This window comes from Catenuloplanes indicus (genome assembly GCF_030813715.1).
GTDB lineage: Bacteria > Actinomycetota > Actinomycetes > Mycobacteriales > Micromonosporaceae > Catenuloplanes > Catenuloplanes indicus.
Genome location: NZ_JAUSUZ010000001.1, coordinates 5,613,757 through 5,632,135, shown reverse-complemented (window position 1 = coordinate 5,632,135; position 18,379 = coordinate 5,613,757). Strand labels below are relative to the sequence as shown.

The window sequence follows — 18,379 nt, the reverse complement described above, 5'->3', positions numbered from 1 at the left end:
GAAATCAGGCCGGTTTGAACGCTTCCGTGCTGGCGCGGCTCCGCTGCCCCGTCTGCGCCGCCCGCGCCGCCAGCAGCCCGCTGACCCGGGACGGCGCCGCGCTGCGCTGCCCGGCCGGGCACAGCTTCGACGTGGCCCGGCAGGGCTACGTCAACCTCACCACCGGCCGGACCCCGCACGTGGGCGACACCGCCGAGATGATCGCGGCCCGGGAGGAGTTCCTCGGCGCCGGGCACTACGACTTCGTGATCGACGCGCTCGGCGAGGCGGCGCGCACGGCGTACCCCGGCGCGGGTCTGATCGTGGACGCCGGCGCCGGGACCGGCCGGCACCTGGCCGGCGTGCTCGGCACGCTGCGGGCCGAGCGGAACGGCACCGACGGCCTGGCGCTGGACGTCTCCAAGCCGGCGCTGCGGCGCGCGGCCCGCCGGGTCCCGGCCGCGCTGGCCGACACCTGGGCCGGGCTGCCGCTGGCGGACGGCGCGGCCGGCCTGGTGCTGAACGTGTTCGCGCCGCGCAACGGCGCGGAGTTCCGGCGGGTGCTGGGCACGGGCGGCCGGCTGCTGGTGGTCACGCCGGAGCCGGACCATCTGGCCGAGCTGGTCGGCGCGCTGGGCCTGCTCCGGGTCGACCCGGACAAGTCCGACAAGATAGCCCGCAGCCTCGGCGGGCACTTCACCGAGGTGGCCGCCGGCACCCACCGGCGCGTGCTCGCCCTGACCGCGGCCGAGGTGGCCGCGGTGGTCGGCATGGGACCGAGCGCCTGGCACGCGCACGTGGGCGCGACCACCGCGGCCACGGTCACGGCCGCGGTCCGGATCAGCACCTGGGCGCCGTCAGACTGACAGGTCGATCTCCTCCCAGCCGACCGGCGGCTCGTGATACGGCCCGCGGAACACGATCGCCCACTCCAGCGCCCACCGCCGCTGGCCGATCGCGTTCGCGTCTATCGCGCCGGGCGACGGCAGCCCGAGCCGCTCCGCCTCCAGGTACGCGTAGTCCAGGCAGTAGTAGAGATCGAGCAGCGCGGCCGCCTCCACCGCGTCGCGCGGCGCGACCAGCGTGCGGGACCGCCACTGCCGGTACGTCTCACCGGCCGCGAGGTTCGGCAGCAGGCCCATCAGGCGGCCGTCCGGCGGCTCCATCGGGTCCAGGTGCTTGGTCAGGCCCAGCACCCAGGCCAGCGCGAAGACCGCGTCGTGGTGCAGCACGAACGACCGGTGGTCGCCGCGCCCGCCCATCACGAACTGCCACTCCGGGCCGGTGACGCTCTCCACCAGGTGCGACCCGAGCAGCCAGCTCATCGCGGCGTCGGGTGGCATCCCGAAACACCGGGCCAGCACGACGTGCAGGATCGCCGCGCGCGCCTCCACCTGGTCGGTGGGCCGCAGCTCCACCTCGTCGCCCGGCTCCCACACCAGCGGAAACCCGTCCGGCGGCACCGGAAGACGCAGACGGCGCAGCTCCTCGAGACTGGCCGCACGTACCGCCTGGGGGTCGGGAACGGCTAGGACCACAGCATCCTTCCCCATCGCGTCCTGCCCGGCGGGACCGCCGGCGCTCCCCCACCTGCGGCACAGAACGCCGGGACTGTCGACACAGCACCCCAATGCTCTCGGCCGGAAACCTTAGCTGGTCAGCGACGTCCGCACCATGGGCAGTGCGATCCGCTCAATGATGAGCGGCGTCCGCGCGGCCGGTTGGTCCGCGATGACAATCGCATCCCGCGCGAGTTCGCGGGCCACCTCGATCCGCGACGGGTCGTCCGCGCGCAGCTCCAGCAGCGGCTGACCGCGCCGCACCGGGTCGCCCGGCTTGACCTTCAGCAGGATGCCGGCGCCCGCGCTGACCGCGTCCTCCTTGCGCGCCCGGCCGGCGCCGAGCCGCCACGCGGCCACCCCGATGTCGTACGCGTCCATCGCGGTGACGTAGCCGTCCGCCGCCGCGTACAGCGTCTCGATCTCCGGCGCGACCGGCAGCGGCGCGTCCGGATCGCCGCCCTGCGCACGGATCATCTCCCGCCAGCGGTCCATCGCACCGCCCCCGGCCAGCACGTCCGCCGGGTCCACGTCGGTCCGGCCGGCCGCGGCCAGCATCTCCCGGGCCAGGCTCAGCGTCAGCTCGACCACGTCCGCCGGGCCGCCGCCGGCCAGCACCTCGACCGACTCCGCGACCTCGACCGCGTTGCCGATCGCGAGGCCGAGCGGCGTGGACATGTCGGTGAGCACCGCGACCGTGTTCACGCCGTGCGCGCCGCCCAGCTCGACCATGGTGCGGGCCAGCTCGCGCGCGTCGTCCAGGTTCTTCATGAACGCGCCGGAGCCGACCTTCACGTCCAGCACCAGCGCGCCGGTGCCCTCGGCGATCTTCTTGCTCATGATGGAACTCGCGATCAGTGGGATCGCCTCGACCGTACCGGTCACGTCGCGCAGCGCGTAGAGCTTGCGGTCGGCCGGGGCCAGCCCGTCACCGGCCGCACAGATCACCGCGCCGACGTCGCGCAGCTGGGTGCGGAACTCCTCGTTGCTCAGCCGGGCCCGCCAGCCGGGGATCGACTCCAGCTTGTCCAGCGTGCCGCCGGTGTGGCCGAGGCCGCGGCCGGACAGCTGCGGCACCGCGACGCCGCACGCGGCCACCAGCGGAGTGAGCGGGAGCGTGATCTTGTCGCCGACGCCGCCGGTGGAGTGCTTGTCCGCGGTGGGCCGGCCGGCCGTGCTCAGGTCCAGCCGCTCGCCGCTGGCGATCATCGCGGCGGTCCAGCGGGCGATCTCCGGCCCGGTCATGCCGCGCAGCAGGATCGCCATGGCCAGCGCGGACATCTGCTCGTCCGCGACCGCACCCCGGGTGTACGCGTCGATCACCCAGTCGATCTGGGCATCGCTGAGCACGCCACCGTCGCGCTTGGCCCGGATCACGTCAACCGCGGCGAAAGTCATGCCGGAATCCCCTCGTTGAACGCCGCCGGCGGGTCACCCTCGCCCGCCCACGACATCGCGCCCTCCGCGTCCACCACGATCACCCGCGGCGTCCGCGCCCGGCCCCACCGCACACCGTCCTCGGTGTCCGGCCAGATCGGGCCCTCCTCCAGGATCCCGGCGCGCTCGGACTCCTCAGCGCCGCTGGAGCGGTCCCAGTACCCGGTCCACACCTGCTTGCCACCGTCCAGCTCCGGATGGATGAAGACGGTGCCCTGGCCGATCCAGGTGGACAGCCGCACCGGCACGCTCGGTGCCGGCGAGCTGGTCACCACGGCCAGGTCCGCCGGGCCGAAGCCGTGCGGCATCAGCTCGTCCATGGTCAGCGGGCTCGGGTACGCCTCGACCAGGCAGTTCGGCCCGCCGTTCTCCCACAGCAGCTGACGGCACCGGCCGCACGGCATGATCGGCTGACCGGTCGCGTCCACGCAGGAGAGCGCCACGATCCGGCCGCCGCCGCTCGCGTGCAGCTGGGACACCACGCCGCACTCGGCGCAGAGCGCCACGCCGTACCCGGCGTTCTCCACGTTGCAGCCGACGATCACCCGGCCGTCGTCGACCAGCGCGGCCGCGCCGACCGGGAAGCGTGAGTAGGGCGCGTACGCCCGCTGCATCACCTCGACGGCGGCGGCGCGCAGCTCGGCCCAGTCGATCTCCATAGTCACGCCCTCAATCCTGACGTATGCGCACGGATCCGGGCGCCCAACGAGTGGACGCCCGGATCCCGTAACGCTAGCTCTTGACGTAGGGCTTGCCGTCCGCGGCGGGCGCGCGCACCCGGCCGACCAGGCCGGCCACCGCCACGATCGTCGCGATGTACGGCAGCATGTTCAGGAACTGGCTCGGCACCGGGCTGCCGATCGCGCTCAGGTAGATCGCCAGCGTGTTCGCGAAGCCGAAGAACAGCGCCGCGAGCAGCGCGCCCACCGGCCGGAACCCGCCGAAGATCAGCGCGGCGAGCGCGATGAAGCCGGCCCCCGCGGTCATGTTCTTGCCGAACGCACCGGTCGAGACGAGCGTGAAGAACGCGCCGCCGAGACCCGCCACCACGCCGCCGAGCAGCACGTTCAGGTACCGCGTGCCGCGCACCCGGATGCCCACCGTGTCGGCCGCGGTCGGGTGCTCGCCGACCGCGCGGGTGCGCAGGCCCCACCGGGTCCGGGCCAGCCCGAAGTGGATCACCGCGACCAGGATGAGCGCGATGTAGACCAGCGGGCTGGTGTCGAACAGCACCGGCCCGATCACCGGGATGTCGGCCAGTACGGGGATCCGCAGGTTCTGCATGCGCGGTGGCGTGTTGAACGCGGCCGCGTCGGTCTGCATCAGCCGCTCGTAGAGGAACCCGGTGACGCCGAGCGCCAGCAGGTTCAGCACCGTGCCGATGACCACCTGGTCGACCAGGAAGCGGATCGCCAGCACGGCCAGCAGCGCCGCGATCAGCACGCCGCCGGTGATCGCGCCGAGCACGCCGAGCCAGACGCTCGCGGTCATCGTGCCGATCAGCGCCGCGCCGAACGCACCCATCAACAGCTGGCCCTCGATGCCGATGTTGACCACGCCGGTGCGCTCGCAGAGCACGCCGCAGAGCGCGCCCAGGATCAGCGGCACGGCCAGGCCGAGCGAGCTGCTCGCGGTGCCGACCAGCGGCAGGAAGTTGCCGGCCACCTGCCAGCAGAGGAACGACAGCACGAAGCCGAGCACGCCGGCGACCAGCAGCACGTTGAACCAGCGGCGGGCCACGCCGGCCAGCAGGCCCGCGCCCGCGGCCACGGTGAGCGCGCCGAACACGGCCGCACCGACCTTGCCGTTGATGCTGAGCGCGGCGCCGGTGGCGTCCTCACCGAGCGTGAACCGGGCCGGTGCGGACTCGGCCAGCAGCGCGAACCCGACCGCGGCGAGCAGGCCGAGGAAGACCAGCACGGCCCCGCTCTTCCGCTCCCGCGTCCAGAACTTAGCGGGTGCCAGGTCGTCCACCGTGAGAAGGGTCGTGGACATGGTCACCAACCCTTCGCGATGCTGGCGGACAGCCGGGCCGCACGCGCGGCCCGGAGCCGGAAGATGGCCTTCACCAGGGCGGGCGCCGCGATGAAGATGACGATGAGCGCCTGCAGCACGGTGACCAGCTCGAGCGAGACGCTGGCGTACGACTGCATGCGGTTGCCGCCCGCGCGCAGCGCGCCGAACAGGATCGCGGCCCACAGCACGCCCCACGGCTTGCCGCGGCCGAGCAGCGCGACCAGCAGGCCGTCGAAGCCGATGTTGCCGGCGACCAGCGGGTTCAGCGCGTACCCGGTGCCGAGCACCTGGGTGGCGCCGCCGAGGCCGGCCAGACCGCCCGAGACCACCATCAGCATCGTGTACGTCGCGGTGACGCTGATCCCGGCGGTCTTCGCCGCGTCCGGGTTCGCACCGACCGCGCGCAGCTCGAAGCCGAACGTGGAGCGGTTGAGCAGCCAGGACACGCCCCAGGTGGCGAGCGCGGCCAGCACGATGCCGAGGTGCACCCGCTGGTCGCCGCCGAGCAGGCCGGGCAGATGCGCGGAGGAGTCGACCGGCCGGCTGATCGCGTCCGTCCGGTCCGGGTCGTGCACGCCGGGCTGCATGATGATCCAGCCCAGGAACAGGCCGGCGATGTAGTTCAGCATGATCGAGGTGATCACCTCGTGCGCGCCGAACCGGGCCTTCAGGATGCCGGGCAGGAAGCCCCAGAACGCGCCGCCGGCCGCGCCCGCCACCAGCGCCACCACCAGGTGCACACCGACCGGCAGCGGGATCAGGAAGCCGGCCAGCGCGGCCACGATGCAGCCCATGACCGCCTGGCCCTGGGCGCCGATGTTGAACAGGCCGCCGCGGAACGCGAGCGTGACCGCGAGGCCGGTGAACACGATCGGGGCGGCGTAGGTCAGGGTCTCCGAGATCGGCCGCAGCGCGGTGGTGGCCGAGGTCGCGTCCGGGTCGAAGATCGCACCCTTGAAGAGGTTCGCGTACGCCTCGCTGACCAGCTCCCAGCTCGCGGTCAGCGCGTCCGACGGCCGGGCCGTGAAGTAGCCGTAGGTGGCCAGCACGTCCGGGTCGGACAGGATGATCAGCACGGCGCCGATCAGCAGCGCCGCGATGATCGCCAGCACCGTCACGGTGACCGTGTTCGCCGACCAGATGGCCGTCACGATCCGCCCGGCGGTGAGCTCACGCCGGGACTCTTCCACCTTCATGCCGCGTCCTCTGTAACGCCGGCCATCAGCAGGCCGATCTTCTCCACCGGGGTGTCCGGGCCGACGATCGCGAGGATCCGGCCCCGGTACATGACCGCGATCCGGTCCGCGAGCCCGATCACCTCGTCCAGCTCGCTGGAGACCAGCAGCACGCCGGTGCCGATGTCCCGCTCGTGGACGATCTGGGCGTGGATGAACTCGATCGAGCCGACGTCCACGCCGCGGGTGGGCTGGCAGGCGATGAACAGCTTCAGCGGCCGGGACATCTCCCGCGCCACGATCACCTTCTGCTGGTTACCGCCGGAGAGCGTGCCGACCGGTGCGTCCGCGGACGGCGTGCGCACGTCGAACTTCTCGATCCGCTCGGCCGCGTTCGCCGCGATCCGCTCCGGGTTCAGCACCATGCCGCGCGCGTACGGCGCCTGGTCGTAGACGTCCAGCACCAGGTTCTCGGCGACGGAGAACTCCTTGACCACGCCGTCCACGCTGCGGTCCTCGGGCACGTAGCCGACGCCGGCCCGCAGCACCTGCCGGGTGGAGCGGCCGGTCATCGGCGCACCCGCCAGCGTGACCGTGCCGGCCTCGATCTCGCGCAGGCCCATCAGCGCCTCGATCAGCTCGGTCTGGCCGTTGCCCTGCACGCCCGCGATGCCCAGCACCTCACCGGCGCGCACGGTCAGGTCCACGCCCGCCACCTGCACGGTGCCGCGGTCGTCGCGGACCGTCAGCCCGGCGACCTCCAGCACCGGCTCGCCCGGCGTGGCCGGTGCCTTCTGCACCTCCAGCACCACGTCGCGGCCGACCATGAGCGCGGCCAGCTCGTCCTTGCTCGCGGACGGGGACGCGGTGCCGACGGTCCTGCCGCGCCGGATCACGGTGATCCGGTCCGCGATCGCCTTCACCTCCTGGAGCTTGTGGGTGATGAAGACGATCGACTTGCCGGACGCCTTGAGCGTGCGCATCACCGCCAGGAGCTCCTCGGTCTCCTGCGGCGTGAGCACGGCGGTCGGCTCGTCCAGGATCAGCAGGTCGACGTTGCGGGTGAGCGCCTTGATGATCTCGACGCGCTGCTGCACGCCGACCGGCAGGTCCTCGACCAGCGCGTCCGGGTCGACGCGCAGGCCGTACCGCTCGGAGACCTCGCTGATCTCCTTGCGCGCCCGGCGTCGGTCCAGCCAGCCCAACGTGCCGCCCTTGACGTGCTCGGCGCCGAGCATCACGTTCTCCGCCACGTCGAAGACCGGGACCAGCATGAAGTGCTGGTGCACCATGCCGATGCCGGCCGCGATCGCGTCCCGCGGACCCTTGATCTGCACGGGTTCGCCGTCGACCACGATCTCGCCCTCGTCCGGCTGCAGCAGCCCGTAGAGCACGTTCATCAGCGTCGACTTGCCCGCGCCGTTCTCGCCCAGCAGGGCGTGGATCTCTCCCGGCTCCACCGTCAGGTCGATGTGGTCGTTGGCGACCAGGTCACCGAACCGCTTGGTGATGCCACGCAGTTCAAGCTTCAGGGCGGACCTCCTGAGTCCGGTGCCTCGGCGGCTGGTGGCCGCTTGGGGGCGAGGCGGTGTTCGGGCCGGCGATGCTGCGGGACACCCGGCGCGCGGGTGCCCGGCAGCACATCCGGTCCGGCCGCCGCGCGGAGATCCGCGCGGCGGCCGGGTGTTACGGCTATCAGATCATCACTTCGGCGCGGCGGCCGACTCAACCTTGATCGTGCCGGCGATGATGTCCGCCTTGAGCTGCTCGATCTCGGTCTTCAGCTCGGCCGGGACCTTGCTGTCGAACTCGTGGTAGGCACCGAGCGCGACGCCGCCGTTCTCCAGCGTGCCCTTGTAGCCGACGGCCGCGTCCAGCTTCTCGCCCTTCGAGCCCTTCAGCGCCGCGTCCTTGACGCCGCCGGAGACGCTCTTCACGACCGTGCTCAGGAACGCGGAGCAGTACTGCGCCGCGACCTCGCAGCCGTCCGAGTCGACCCAGATCACGCTGTACTTGCCGCCGGACTCCGCGGCCGCGGCCGCGGTACCCAGGCCGGTGCCGCCGGCGACCGGCAGGATCACGTCCGCGCCCTGGCCGACGAACGTGTCGGAGATCGCCTTGCCCTTGGCCTGGCTGGTGAAGTCCTCCGCGAACGTGCCCTTCTGGGTGGCCTTGTCCCAGCCGAGCACCTTGACGGACTTGCCCTTGACCTCGTTGTACTTCGCGACGCCGTCGACGAAGCCGTCCATGAAGATGGTCACCGGCGGGATGTTCATGCCGCCGTAGGTGGCCACCGTGCCGGACTTCGAGTAGCCCGCGGCCAGGTAACCGGCCAGGTACGACGCCTGCGCGGTGTCGAACTGCAGCGGGTAGACGTTCGTCTGGTCCGGGATCGCCGCGTCGACGATCGCGAACTGCGAGCCCGGGTTCGCCGCCGCGATCTTCTTCGTGGCGTCGGTCATCAGACCGCCGACCGCGAGGATCAGGTTGCACTTCTGCGCCGCGAAGTCGGTCAGGTTCGGCTCGTAGTCCGCGATCGCGTTGGACGCGGTGAACTTCGTGCTGATGTTGCTGGCCTCGGCCTTGGCGGCCTCCAGGCCGGCCCAGGCGGACGCGTTGAACGACTTGTCGTCGATGCCACCGGTGTCGGTGACCATGCAGGTGCTGTAGGCGGGGGCGTCGCCGCCGCCGGCGGCGTTCTCCTCCGGAGCCTCGCCACACGCGGAGAGGGCGAGCCCGGAGGCCGCCAGCACCGCAAGAATCTGAATCCCACGCGCAGCGCGCAAGAGGGTCTCCTTCCAATCACTGCACACCGCACGACGGGCGGTGAATCCCACGAGACGGAGAGCGTACGCTGCCCCAGGTCACGGGTTGGCCAACCGTGCGCTACCTGTTGGAGCACCGTTACCCGCACGTAACTCTCCTGATCAACATTGCACCGCCGATCAGGGGCTTCGTGGGTGAATTCGCCACATGTCGCACGGATCCACCGATCACCCACCGTGAAAAAGTTTTACGAACCGGTAACTCAAAATCAAATTCACGACCCTTCGGCGGTACGTGCGCCACCCCACCCCGGGCCCGCGCGATCCCGCGCCCCGCGCCGTCTCGATCTTTCTTTGACTCAAGATCGATCACTATCGGTCAGGGCGTGGCGACGGATAGGATCGGGTGGATGCAACGACCATCCCCGGGGAGTCCTCATGCGACTGACGGACCGGCGGGTCCTCATCGGTGCCGGAGCGTTCGTGGTGCTGGCGGTCGCCGCCACCGGCATCGCGCTCGCGTCCACGCCGGACGGTGACGGCCCCGGCGCCGCACCCGCGGCCAGCGCCGCCGCACCCGCGCCGCAGCGCTCGGCGCTCCTGCCCGGCCGTCCCGGTGAGTCCGCGCGGGTCGTCCTGCCCACCCCGCCGCCGCCCGGCTCCGAGGCACCCGGCGCCACCGACCCGTGGAACCAGGCCGACGCCGACTTCCTGCGCAAGATGATCCCGCACCACCAGCAGGCCCTGGAGATCTCCGCGCTGGCCCCCGGCCGGGCCGCCAACCCGCAGCTGGTCGCGCTGGCCGAGCGCATCTCGGACACCCAGACACTGGAGATCGGCTCGTTCCGCGGCTGGCTGCGCCAGCACAACCTCGGCGAGGACCTGCCCGGCCACGACCACAGCACGATGCCCGGCATGCAGAGCGCGGAGCGGATGGCCGAGCTGGCCGCGCTGAAGGGCGACGAGTTCGACCGCCGCTTCGTGGAGATGATGACCGACCACCACGCCGGCGCGATCGCGATGGCCAACGAGGCCCTCCGCGCCGGCACCAACACCTGGATCCTGCAGACCGCCACCTCCGTCGCCCACGAGCAGGGCGTCGAGATCGACCGGATGAGCGCCATCGTCATCGGCTGAGTCATCCGCCAGGATCGACGGCATGGACATCTCGCTGATCGCGATCCTGGGCTGGGCCGGTGCCGGCGTGCTGCTGCTGGCCTACGCGCTGGTCTCCACGAAACGTCTGACCGGCGACGGCTGGCGGTTCCAGGTGCTGAACCTGGCCGGTGGCCTCGCGCTCGCCGTCAACTCGGCCTGGTTCGGCGCCTGGCCGTCCGCCGCGCTGAACGTCGTCTGGGTCGCGATCGGCACGGTCGCCATCGCCCGCATCGCCGCCGCCCGGAAGCGGACCGCGCCGACCGCCTGAGAGACGGCACGGGCCCGCCCCCGGATGGGAGCGGGCCCGCGACGCGGGACCGGGTTACAGCTCGGCGCAGGCGCCGGGCTCGCGGTGGTCCACGGTGTTCCGCACACCGTCGTTGACCGGGGCCACCTTGTTGTACTCACACTCCAGGCTGCCGCCGATCGTGTTGCCGGAGATGACGACCGCGCCCGCGGTGTCGTGCACGTCCAGGTCACCGGTGATGCGGTTGCCCGCCACGTACACCTGGGCCAGCTCGTCCGCCCAGACGTCGCCCGCGATGCTGCTGTCCAGCAGCGAGAACGTGCCGCCGCCGGTGACCCGGACGTCGCCGGCCACGGTCGCACCGTAGGCCAGCAGCGTCGCGCCGCGGGACACCTCCACCTTGCCGCGGATGGTGCCGCCGTCGACGCAGGTGACGCCGCGCTTGGCGGAGATGCCGCGGGACGCGTCGCGCAGCACCGTGTCACAGGCCGGGTACTGCGGCTGCGTCTGCACGTTCAGCTCGCTGAACCGGACGGCCGCGGCGCTGTTCGTCCGCGGGTCGTCGAGCTTCAGCACGTCGAAGCCCTTCGCGATGTCGTTCGAGTAGATCAGGCCGTTGTAGTAGTACGCCGACCACGATCCGCCGGTGGCCGTGCCGGTCGCGCTGAGCGGACCGCGCTCCCAGTAGCCGAGCTCCACCGGGTTCGCCGAGTCGGTGAAGTCCCAGACCGAGACGCCGCCCTGGTACCAGGCCTGGACCAGGATGTCCCGGCCGAACGCGGGGATGATCGATCCGTTGTGCGCCACGCAGTTCTCGTTGAACGCGTTCTCTCGCGGGATCTTGAAGTAGCTCTTGAACTCGAGCTTCCCGCCGGCCAGGTCGTAGACCGCGTCCGCGCCCCGGTTCGGCCCGATCTCCGGGTTGCAGGTGGCGAGGCCGCCGCCGCCCAGCTCGTCGGTGAAGACCACCTTGGTGCCGGCGTTGTTGAACGACGCGGAGTGCCAGAACGCGAAGTTCGTCAGGTCCCGGACGCGCTCGGTGACCACCGGCGCCTCCGGGTTGGAGATGTCCAGCAGGATGCCGTCGCCCATGCAGGCGCCCGCCGCGATCTTCTTCGCCGGGTACGCCGTGATGTCGTGGCAGCCGGTCGTCGAGGAGCTGCCGTTGCCGCCCGGGTTACCGCCGTCCGGGAACAGGTTCGGCGCGGCGATCACCGCGGCGTCCGTCGGCTTGCTGAGCGGCACCTTGATGATCGAGACGGCGTCGTGCGGCGGCAGGCAGTCCGGGTACGTCGAGGACGGCGAGTACGACGACACGTACACGTAGACGTCCTTCTTGGACGGCACCAGCGTGTGCGTGTGCGAACCACAGTTGGTCTCGACCGACTTGATGTACTTCGGCGCGGCCTTGTCCGTGATGTCGAAGATCTTGATGCCCTCCCACGCGTTCTTGTCCGACGCCGGGAGTGCCGTGCTGTTGCACGAGTCGTCGCTGCGGGACGAGTCGGTGGAGAGGAAGAGCAGGTTGCCGAGGACCGAGATGTCGTTCTGCGCACCCACGCAGAGCACCTCGCTGACCACCGCGGGCGCCGTCGGCACGCTGATGTCGTAGACGACGAAACCGTTGTAGTTGCCGGAGAACGCGTACTTCCCCTGGAACGCCAGGTCGGAGTTCAGCTGGCTGAACGCGGCCGACTTCGGCACGTTCGCCAGCTGGGTGAGGTTGTCACTGTGGACGATCTCATCGACGCCGGGTATCTCCGCCGCGAGGGCGGGAGTGGGTGCCGAGGCCACGGCCACGAGCGTGGCGGCGGTCGCGGCGAACCCGGCGAGACTGAGCCTGCGTAACCCTCGTGGGGTGTGGCTGGTCATACACACTGCCCTTCGATCAGGACGGCGCGGCTGCCGTACCTGGACATCGAAGCATTTGCACTCCACAAATACCAGCCCGTTGTGAACTTCCCGCCACTCTGCGTTCGTTACGCAACAGGACCGTCATAACTGAGCGGCCGGTCAACCACGGCGCGCAGGACCCCGTGGCGACCTGCCGATGAGTTACTGTTCTCGAATGCGCGCACGTCTGTCGGACATCGCACAGCAGGCGCAGGTCAGCGAGGCGACGGTGTCCCGCGTCCTGAACGATCGCCCGGGCGTCGCCGGCGACACGCGCCAGGCCGTGCTCACCGCGCTCGACGTGCTGGGTTACGAGCGGCCGGCCCGCCTGCGCAAGCGCAGCGCCGGCCTGGTCGGCCTGATCGTGCCGGAGCTGAACAACCCGATCTTCCCCGCGTTCGCGCAGGAGATCGAGTCGAGCCTGTCGCAGACCGGCTACACGCCGGTGCTGTGCACCCAGACACCCGGCGGCGTCACCGAGGACGAGTACGTGGAGATGCTGCTGGACCGCCAGGTCTCCGGCATCGTCTTCGTCTCCGGCCTGCACGCGGACACCACGGCCGACCTGGAGCGGTACCGGCGGCTCACCACCCGCCCGCTGCCCATCGTGCTGATCAACGGCTACACGCCGGACGTGGACGCGCCGTTCATCTCCTGCGACGACCGGGACGCCGCCGAGCTGGCCGTCTCGCACCTGGTCGCGCTCGGCCACCGGCGGATCGGCTTCATCTCCGGCCCGGACCGGTTCACGCCGGTGCGCCGCAAGATCGAGGGCTTCCGCGCGGCCATGACCCGGCTGACCGGCACGCCCGGCCCGGAGCTGGACCCGCTGATCTCGCTGTCCCTGCTGTTCGGCGTGGAGGGCGGCGACGCGGCCACCACCCGGCTGCTGGACGCGGGCGTCACCGCGATCATCTCCGGCTCCGACCTGATGGCGCTGGGCGCGGTGCGGGCGGGCCGGCGGCGCGGGCTGTCCGTACCCGGTGATCTGTCCGTGGTGGGTTTCGACGACTCGCCGCTGACCGCGTTCACCGACCCGCCGCTGACCACGCTGCGCCAGCCCGTGCACCCGATGGCGGTGGCCGCGGTGCGCGCGCTGGTCGACGAGATCAACGGCCATGCGGCGCCGCGCTCGGAGTACGTGTTCCGCCCCGAGCTGGTCGTCCGTGGCTCCACCGCCGCGGCCCGCACCACACTCGCCGTGCCGGCCTGAGACATCTACGCGGAGAGCTTCGCCGCGATCCGCCGCATGCCCGCCTTGATCTCCGCGGTCGTGGGCGGCTCGGCCGCCTCCAGGTGATCGTGGTCGTGGTCCTGGCCGTTCTCGTCGAGCAGGCCGGACAGGCCCGCGTCGCCGAAGCTCTCGTCCCCGAGCTGCGGCGGCTCCTCCTCGGCCAGCCGCCGCGCCTTCTCGATCTCGTCCCGGATCTCGGCCGCGGCCGTGGCCGGCAGCAGCGGCTCCACCACGGCCATCAGCTGCTCGTCCGCCACCACTGACTCGGCCAGCGACAGTGCGTGCTGCCGCTCGTACGGCCCGCACACCACCGGCTCCCACTCGTCGTCATCGGACAGCGGCCCGATCGTGATGATCCACGGCAGGTCCAGCGTCGGCGAATCGTCCGGCAGGTCAAGCGTCACCAAAGCCCCCATGGGCCTCATCATGCCAAGTGGAGCCGGTCGCCGTCATGATTCTCGACCGGGCCGCCGGAGTAGTCCCAGACCTTGCCGTGCGGGCTGGTCGCCGCCCAGGCCGCGGCGAACAGCAGCATCTGATTGAGCAGATAGAGGTAGACCAGCAGGCCGACTGCGCCGGTGACCACGGTGTACGCCGGGTTGTGCTGGGCGAGCCCGATCACGTAACGGCCGGCCGTGTTGAGCAGCGTCACGCCGATGCCGACCTGCAGCACCGGCGGCGCCACCCGGCGCAGCGTCATCCGCAGCCGGGGCACGGCCACCAGCAGCGCGGCGCCGAGCAGCATGTTCAGCATCAACTGCATCAGCCAGGCGTACGCGGAGGTGAGGAAGCTGAGCCCGCCGGCCAGCCAGCCGATCAGGCCCTCCAGCGCGTCCACCGCCGCGATCGACGCGGCCAGCATGATCAGAATTCCGAGCAGCACGCCCAGGTCCACCAGCCGCCGGATGATCAGGTTGCCCGGCTGCTGGTCGAGCCGCCAGATCAGCCGCTGCGAGGAACGGATCGCCTCGACCCAGCCGATGCCGGAGAAGAGCAGCCCGACCAGGCCGATCAGGCCGACCCGGCCGCGGCTGTCCAGGATCGCGTTCGGGTCGATGATCTGCATGTTCTGCGACAGGTAGTGCCGGACCGCGTCGAACAGGTCGAGGTTGAAGCTGAGCAGGAAGCCGAAGACGGAGTACGCCAGCAGGCCGATCGCGAACAGCGCGAAGAACGAGTAGTACGCGATCGCGGCCGCGCACCGGCCGGCCAGCACCTCGCCGTACCGTTCCTGGGCCAGCCAGAAGTGGTCGAAGACGCGGTGCCGGCGGCGGACCCGCACGACGGCGTCGTCGACGGCCGCCAGCGCCCGGCCGAGCACCCGGCCCAGCACTAGCGCAGCGGGAAGTCGCGTCGGGGCTGCCAGGCGCCTTCGCCACCGTGCAGGAACAGCGTGAACGCGTCGACCTCGAAGCGCGCCTCGAAGTCCGCCAGGTCCTCGTACGCCGCGTCCAGCGCCTCCGGCGTCACGTCCTGGGCGATCGTGACGTGCGGGTGGTACGGGAACTTGAGCTGCCGGTCGATCTCCTCGGCCGCCGCGATCGCCGAGGCCAGCCGCTCGCACTCGCCGATGCCGGTGGCGACCGCGACGAACACCACCTGGGTCAGCGGCCGGAACGTGCCGGTGCCGCGCAGGTGCAGCTCGAACGACGGGTGCGCGGACGCGACCGCCGCCAGGTGCTTCTCGATGGCGGGCAGCGCGTCCGCGTCGACCTCGGTCGGGCCGAGCAGCGTGACGTGCGCGGGCACGAACGCGGCCTGCGGGTCACCGGCCTCGGCGCGGCGCGCGGTGAGCACGCTGCCCCACGGTTCCGGGATGTCGACCGCGACGCCGACCTTCGTGGTGCGCGGCGGCACCTACGCCTTCCCCGCGAGGAAGCCGATGCGCTCGTACGTGGCCGCCAGCGTGGCGGACGCGACCTCGCGCGCCTTCTCCGCGCCCGCGGCCAGCACCTTGTCCAGCTGGGCGGGGTCGTCGAGGTAGGCCTTGGTGCGCTCCTGGATCGGCGTGACGAAGTCGACCACCACGGCGGCCAGGTCCTTCTTCAGGTCGCCGTAGCCCTTCCCGTCGTACGCGCCGGTCAGGTCCTCGATCGTCCGGCCGGTGAGCGCGGAGTAGATGGTCAGCAGGTTCGCGATGCCCGGCTTGTTCTCCGGGTCGAAGATGATCTCGCGGCCGGTGTCGGTGACCGCCGACTTGATCTTCTTGCCGGACCGGGACGGCGTCTCCAGCAGCTCGATGATGCCGTTCGGCGACGAGGCCGACTTCGACATCTTCGCGGTCGGGTCCTGGAGATCAGTGATCTTCGCGGTGTCCTTGATGATGTGCGGCGCCGGCACCGTGAACGTCTTGCCGTACCGGTGGTTGAAGCGCTGCGCCAGGTCGCGGGTCAGCTCCAGGTGCTGCCGCTGGTCCTCGCCGACCGGCACCGCGTCCGCCTGGTAGAGCAGGATGTCCGCGGCCTGCAGGATCGGGTAGGTGAACAGTCCGACGGAGGTGCTGTCCGCCCCCTGCTTGCCCGACTTGTCCTTGAACTGCGTCATCCGGCCGGCCTCGCCGAACCCGGTCAGGCAGTTCATCACCCAGGCCAGCTGCGCGTGCTCGGGTACGTGGGACTGCACGAAGAGTGTGCAGCGCTCCGGGTCCAGCCCGATCGCGAGCAGCTGCGCGGCCGAGACGCGGGTGCGCTGACGCAGCACGGCCGGGTCCTGCGGGACGGTGATCGCGTGCAGGTCGACCACGCAGTAGAACGCGTCGTGCGTGTCCTGCAGCGGCACCCAGTTACGCAACGCACCCAGGTAGTTGCCGAGGTGGAACGAGTCGGCGGTCGGCTGAATGCCGGAGAGCACCCGGGGACGCGGCGTTTCAGACATGGACACCATTCTGTCAGCGCCTCGGGAACCTTGTCACACAGGTATGGGTCGTACCCTGCGTGGGGAGAGTAGGTTGAAGGTTCAACTAACCTGACGGACGACGCCGGGAGGCCACGGTTGCTGGCACAACGCGACGAGGAAGTCGGCGACGACGACGAGCGCGCCCTCACGGAGATCTACCACGCCTGCTACCGGCGGCTGGTGACGCAGGTCTACGCGTTCACCACGGACCTGACCGAGGCGCAGGACGTGGTGCAGGAGGCGTTCGCCCGCGCCCTGGCCAGGCCGGGCACGCTCACCTCGCTGGACAACCCGGAGGCCTGGCTGCGTACCGTCGCGATCAACGTGGTCCGGCGGCGGTGGCGGCGGCGGAAGCTGCTGGACACGATCCTGCTCCGGGACCGCCCGCTGGTCGAGGCGGTCGCGCCGCCACCCGGCCCGGAGCGACCGGACGTGCACGCGGCGCTGGCCCGGATCCCGGCCGGCTACCGCCAGGTGATCACGTTGCACTACTTCGCCGACCTGCCGGTCGAGGAGATCGCCGCGCTGCTCGACCTGCCCACCGGAACGGTCAAGTCCCGGCTCTACCGGGGCCGGGCCGCGATGTCCGAGCTGCTCGCGGACTACCCCGGGCATGCACCAGAACCGGTACCGGAGAAAACCGAGACGATGCCAAAGCCAGCACCGGTACGACGCACGGCCGTCCCGCTGCCCGGGGTCGCGGCCGCGGGGGTGGAGGTGGTCCGTGCCCGCTGAGGACCCGTCGCTGGACGAGCGCCTCGACGCCGCCCGCAACGACGTGCTCGGCCGCATCTCGCAGCCACCGCTCGGCGCGCTGCGGGCCCGCGCGCACGCCCACCGCACCCGTCGCCGGCGTGCCGCCGCCGCCGCGGTCGCCACGCTCGCGGTCCTGACCGGTGGCGCGGTCGCGCTGCGCCCGCAGTTCGGCGGCGACACCGGCCGGGGCACGCCGATCGCGGCCGTTCCGGTCACCGCCAGCCCGTCCGCGTCCGCGGACACGTCCGTCACCAGCAGCGACGGCATCACGCTGATCGGGCTGGAGGACGGCGCCGAGATCACCGAGCTGCCCGGCCGGATCGGCCAGGTCGCGTTCGTCGACAAGACCACCGGGTACGTGCTGAACGACTGCACCGGCGACCCGCGCTGCACCCGCACGCTGGCCCGGACCACGGACGGCGGCCGGCGGTGGGAGACCAGCCCGGTCGACACCGACCTGGACATCACCGAGCTGAACGCGTTCGCCGGCGGCACCGTGGTGCTCGGCTCGAAGACCGAGTCGCTGGTCTCCGGCAACTCCGGCCGGGACTGGACCCGGGTACCGAACGAGGGCTCGTCCGCCCACTCGCTGACCGACGGCGACGTGATGTGCCGCCGTCAGGCCGAGGGCGGCGCGTTCAAGACCGCGGCGCTGTCCACCGGCGGCCGCGCGGTCGCGCTGGCCACACAGCCCGCGCTGGACGTGCGCTGGGTCGCACCGGCCGCCACCGCCTCGCGCGCGTGGTGGGTCGCGGGCGTCGACCAGGCCGGCAAGGCCGCGGTCGCGGTCACCCACGACGCGGGCAAGAGCTGGGACCTGCACTCGTTCGGCACCGGCGGCGTCGAGGGCATCTCGGTCGCGGTCCGCAACGAGCACGTCTACGTGATCGTCACCGGTGAGGACGACGCGGTGCTGGCGATCCACCACTCCACCGACGGCGGCGACTCGTTCCACACCACCCGCACGGCCGGGTCCACCGGCAAGCCGGGCTCGGTGTCCGGCGAGGCGGTGCCGCTGCCGGACGGCCGGCTGCTGGTCGCGAGCGGCGGTGCCACCTGGTGGGTCAGCGCGGACCACGGCGCCACGTTCACGAAGCTGACCGGCCCGCTGCCGAACGTCGGCGACCTGCGCCGTACCACGGCCGGCTGGGTCGCGGAGAACCTCTACGGCTCCGGCTACGTCGCGTTCTCCACCGACGGCCTCACCTGGCAGAAGCTCTGGATCAACTGACCCGCCGCGCCCGCCCTTCTGGGCGCGGCACGGC

General features: G+C 71.5%; 17 protein-coding genes and 1 pseudogene. 6 read left to right on the top strand and 12 right to left on the bottom strand.

The features are described from left to right. Window positions 1–14 precede the first annotated feature (14 nt). Window positions 15–845 (top strand): putative RNA methyltransferase, encoded by an 831-nt coding sequence (locus tag J2S42_RS25500; protein WP_370879252.1) that lies wholly within the window; start codon window positions 15–17, stop codon window positions 843–845. Here the strand turns inward: J2S42_RS25500 and J2S42_RS25495 are convergent. The 7 genes from J2S42_RS25495 to J2S42_RS25465 all read right to left on the bottom strand — a co-directional run bounded on the left by J2S42_RS25495 (window position 837) and on the right by J2S42_RS25465 (window position 8,934). Next, on the bottom strand, window positions 837–1,532 hold the full coding sequence (locus tag J2S42_RS25495; protein WP_306835247.1) for a DUF4272 domain-containing protein: 696 nt from the start codon (window positions 1,530–1,532) through the stop codon (window positions 837–839). The two genes, J2S42_RS25500 and J2S42_RS25495, sit on opposite strands and share 9 nt — an antisense overlap. Before the next feature lie 96 nt (window positions 1,533–1,628). Beyond that, a complete protein-coding gene (locus J2S42_RS25490) occupies window positions 1,629–2,936 on the bottom strand; it encodes a thymidine phosphorylase (protein WP_307242981.1) in 1,308 nt (435 codons plus the stop codon). Next, entirely contained in the window at window positions 2,933–3,634 is a 702-nt protein-coding gene (locus J2S42_RS25485) for a cytidine deaminase (RefSeq protein ID WP_307249022.1), read from the bottom strand. The genes J2S42_RS25490 and J2S42_RS25485 overlap by 4 nt, the downstream gene beginning before the upstream one ends. Before the next feature lie 73 nt (window positions 3,635–3,707). Next, entirely contained in the window at window positions 3,708–4,970 is a 1,263-nt protein-coding gene (locus J2S42_RS25480; protein ID WP_307242979.1) for an ABC transporter permease, read from the bottom strand. A gap of 2 nt (window positions 4,971–4,972) precedes the next feature. Continuing rightward, window positions 4,973–6,187 carry an ABC transporter permease gene (locus J2S42_RS25475; RefSeq protein WP_307242977.1) on the bottom strand — a complete coding sequence of 405 codons (1,215 nt, stop codon included), beginning with the start codon at window positions 6,185–6,187 and terminating at the stop codon, window positions 4,973–4,975. After that, window positions 6,184–7,638: an ABC transporter ATP-binding protein gene (locus tag J2S42_RS25470; protein ID WP_307249020.1), complete on the bottom strand. Its 1,455-nt coding sequence runs from the start codon at window positions 7,636–7,638 to the stop codon at window positions 6,184–6,186. The genes J2S42_RS25475 and J2S42_RS25470 overlap by 4 nt, the downstream gene beginning before the upstream one ends. 231 nt (window positions 7,639–7,869) lie before the next feature. Next, window positions 7,870–8,934 (bottom strand): BMP family lipoprotein, encoded by a 1,065-nt coding sequence (locus tag J2S42_RS25465; protein ID WP_307249018.1) that lies wholly within the window; start codon window positions 8,932–8,934, stop codon window positions 7,870–7,872. Window positions 8,935–9,369: 435 nt separating this feature from the next. On the opposite strand from J2S42_RS25465, the gene J2S42_RS25460 reads away from it, so the two are divergent. After that, the gene (locus tag J2S42_RS25460; RefSeq protein WP_307242976.1) at window positions 9,370–10,068 is read left to right on the top strand and encodes a DUF305 domain-containing protein; all 699 of its coding nucleotides are present in this window, start codon (window positions 9,370–9,372) and stop codon (window positions 10,066–10,068) included. Between the two features lie 22 nt (window positions 10,069–10,090). After that, window positions 10,091–10,357 carry a CBU_0592 family membrane protein gene (locus J2S42_RS25455; RefSeq protein WP_307242974.1) on the top strand — a complete coding sequence of 89 codons (267 nt, stop codon included), beginning with the start codon at window positions 10,091–10,093 and terminating at the stop codon, window positions 10,355–10,357. Between the two features lie 480 nt (window positions 10,358–10,837). Here J2S42_RS25455 and J2S42_RS25450 read toward each other — a convergent pair. Then, window positions 10,838–12,208 (bottom strand): annotated as a pseudogene (locus J2S42_RS25450) (LVIVD repeat-containing protein); the annotation flags it as partial. A 178-nt stretch (window positions 12,209–12,386) separates the two neighbouring features. On the opposite strand from J2S42_RS25450, the gene J2S42_RS25445 reads away from it, so the two are divergent. Beyond that, the gene (locus tag J2S42_RS25445) at window positions 12,387–13,442 is read left to right on the top strand and encodes a LacI family DNA-binding transcriptional regulator (protein WP_307242972.1); all 1,056 of its coding nucleotides are present in this window, start codon (window positions 12,387–12,389) and stop codon (window positions 13,440–13,442) included. A 5-nt stretch (window positions 13,443–13,447) separates the two neighbouring features. Here J2S42_RS25445 and J2S42_RS25440 read toward each other — a convergent pair whose 3' ends face one another. The 4 genes from J2S42_RS25440 to trpS are packed head-to-tail and all read right to left on the bottom strand — an operon-like array spanning window position 13,448 to window position 16,337. Then, window positions 13,448–13,879: a hypothetical protein gene (locus J2S42_RS25440; protein ID WP_307242970.1), complete on the bottom strand. Its 432-nt coding sequence runs from the start codon at window positions 13,877–13,879 to the stop codon at window positions 13,448–13,450. Between the two features lie 8 nt (window positions 13,880–13,887). Beyond that, window positions 13,888–14,796, bottom strand: a complete 909-nt coding sequence (locus J2S42_RS25435; protein WP_307242968.1) for a YihY/virulence factor BrkB family protein — start codon at window positions 14,794–14,796, stop codon at window positions 13,888–13,890. Continuing rightward, window positions 14,796–15,320: a 2'-5' RNA ligase family protein gene (locus J2S42_RS25430; protein WP_307242966.1), complete on the bottom strand. Its 525-nt coding sequence runs from the start codon at window positions 15,318–15,320 to the stop codon at window positions 14,796–14,798. The genes J2S42_RS25435 and J2S42_RS25430 overlap by 1 nt, the downstream gene beginning before the upstream one ends. Then, window positions 15,321–16,337 carry a tryptophan--tRNA ligase gene (gene trpS, locus J2S42_RS25425; protein ID WP_307242964.1) on the bottom strand — a complete coding sequence of 339 codons (1,017 nt, stop codon included), beginning with the start codon at window positions 16,335–16,337 and terminating at the stop codon, window positions 15,321–15,323. It lies immediately after the preceding gene. A gap of 117 nt (window positions 16,338–16,454) precedes the next feature. Here trpS and J2S42_RS25420 point away from each other — a divergent pair, with 117 nt between their 5' ends. Continuing rightward, entirely contained in the window at window positions 16,455–17,093 is a 639-nt protein-coding gene (locus J2S42_RS25420; RefSeq protein WP_307242963.1) for an RNA polymerase sigma factor, read from the top strand. After that, complete coding sequence (locus J2S42_RS25415) at window positions 17,083–18,345, top strand: WD40/YVTN/BNR-like repeat-containing protein (protein ID WP_307242962.1); 1,263 nt, start codon at window positions 17,083–17,085, stop codon at window positions 18,343–18,345. The genes J2S42_RS25420 and J2S42_RS25415 overlap by 11 nt, the downstream gene beginning before the upstream one ends. The last annotated feature ends 34 nt before the right edge of the window (window positions 18,346–18,379 follow it).

What these genes read in the sequence shown, in the direction of transcription:
- J2S42_RS25495 (WP_306835247.1), bottom strand. Translation starts at nt 1,532, where the DNA reads ATGGGGAAGGATGCTGTGGTCCTAGCCGTTCCCGACCCCCAGGCGGTA.
- J2S42_RS25490 (WP_307242981.1), bottom strand. Translation starts at nt 2,936, where the DNA reads ATGACTTTCGCCGCGGTTGACGTGATCCGGGCCAAGCGCGACGGTGGC.
- J2S42_RS25485 (WP_307249022.1), bottom strand. Translation starts at nt 3,634, where the DNA reads ATGGAGATCGACTGGGCCGAGCTGCGCGCCGCCGCCGTCGAGGTGATG.
- J2S42_RS25480 (WP_307242979.1), bottom strand. Translation starts at nt 4,970, where the DNA reads ATGTCCACGACCCTTCTCACGGTGGACGACCTGGCACCCGCTAAGTTC.
- J2S42_RS25475 (WP_307242977.1), bottom strand. Translation starts at nt 6,187, where the DNA reads ATGAAGGTGGAAGAGTCCCGGCGTGAGCTCACCGCCGGGCGGATCGTG.
- J2S42_RS25460 (WP_307242976.1), top strand. Translation starts at nt 9,370, where the DNA reads ATGCGACTGACGGACCGGCGGGTCCTCATCGGTGCCGGAGCGTTCGTG.
- J2S42_RS25455 (WP_307242974.1), top strand. Translation starts at nt 10,091, where the DNA reads ATGGACATCTCGCTGATCGCGATCCTGGGCTGGGCCGGTGCCGGCGTG.
- J2S42_RS25445 (WP_307242972.1), top strand. Translation starts at nt 12,387, where the DNA reads ATGAGTTACTGTTCTCGAATGCGCGCACGTCTGTCGGACATCGCACAG.
- J2S42_RS25440 (WP_307242970.1), bottom strand. Translation starts at nt 13,879, where the DNA reads ATGGGGGCTTTGGTGACGCTTGACCTGCCGGACGATTCGCCGACGCTG.
- trpS (WP_307242964.1), bottom strand. Translation starts at nt 16,337, where the DNA reads ATGTCTGAAACGCCGCGTCCCCGGGTGCTCTCCGGCATTCAGCCGACC.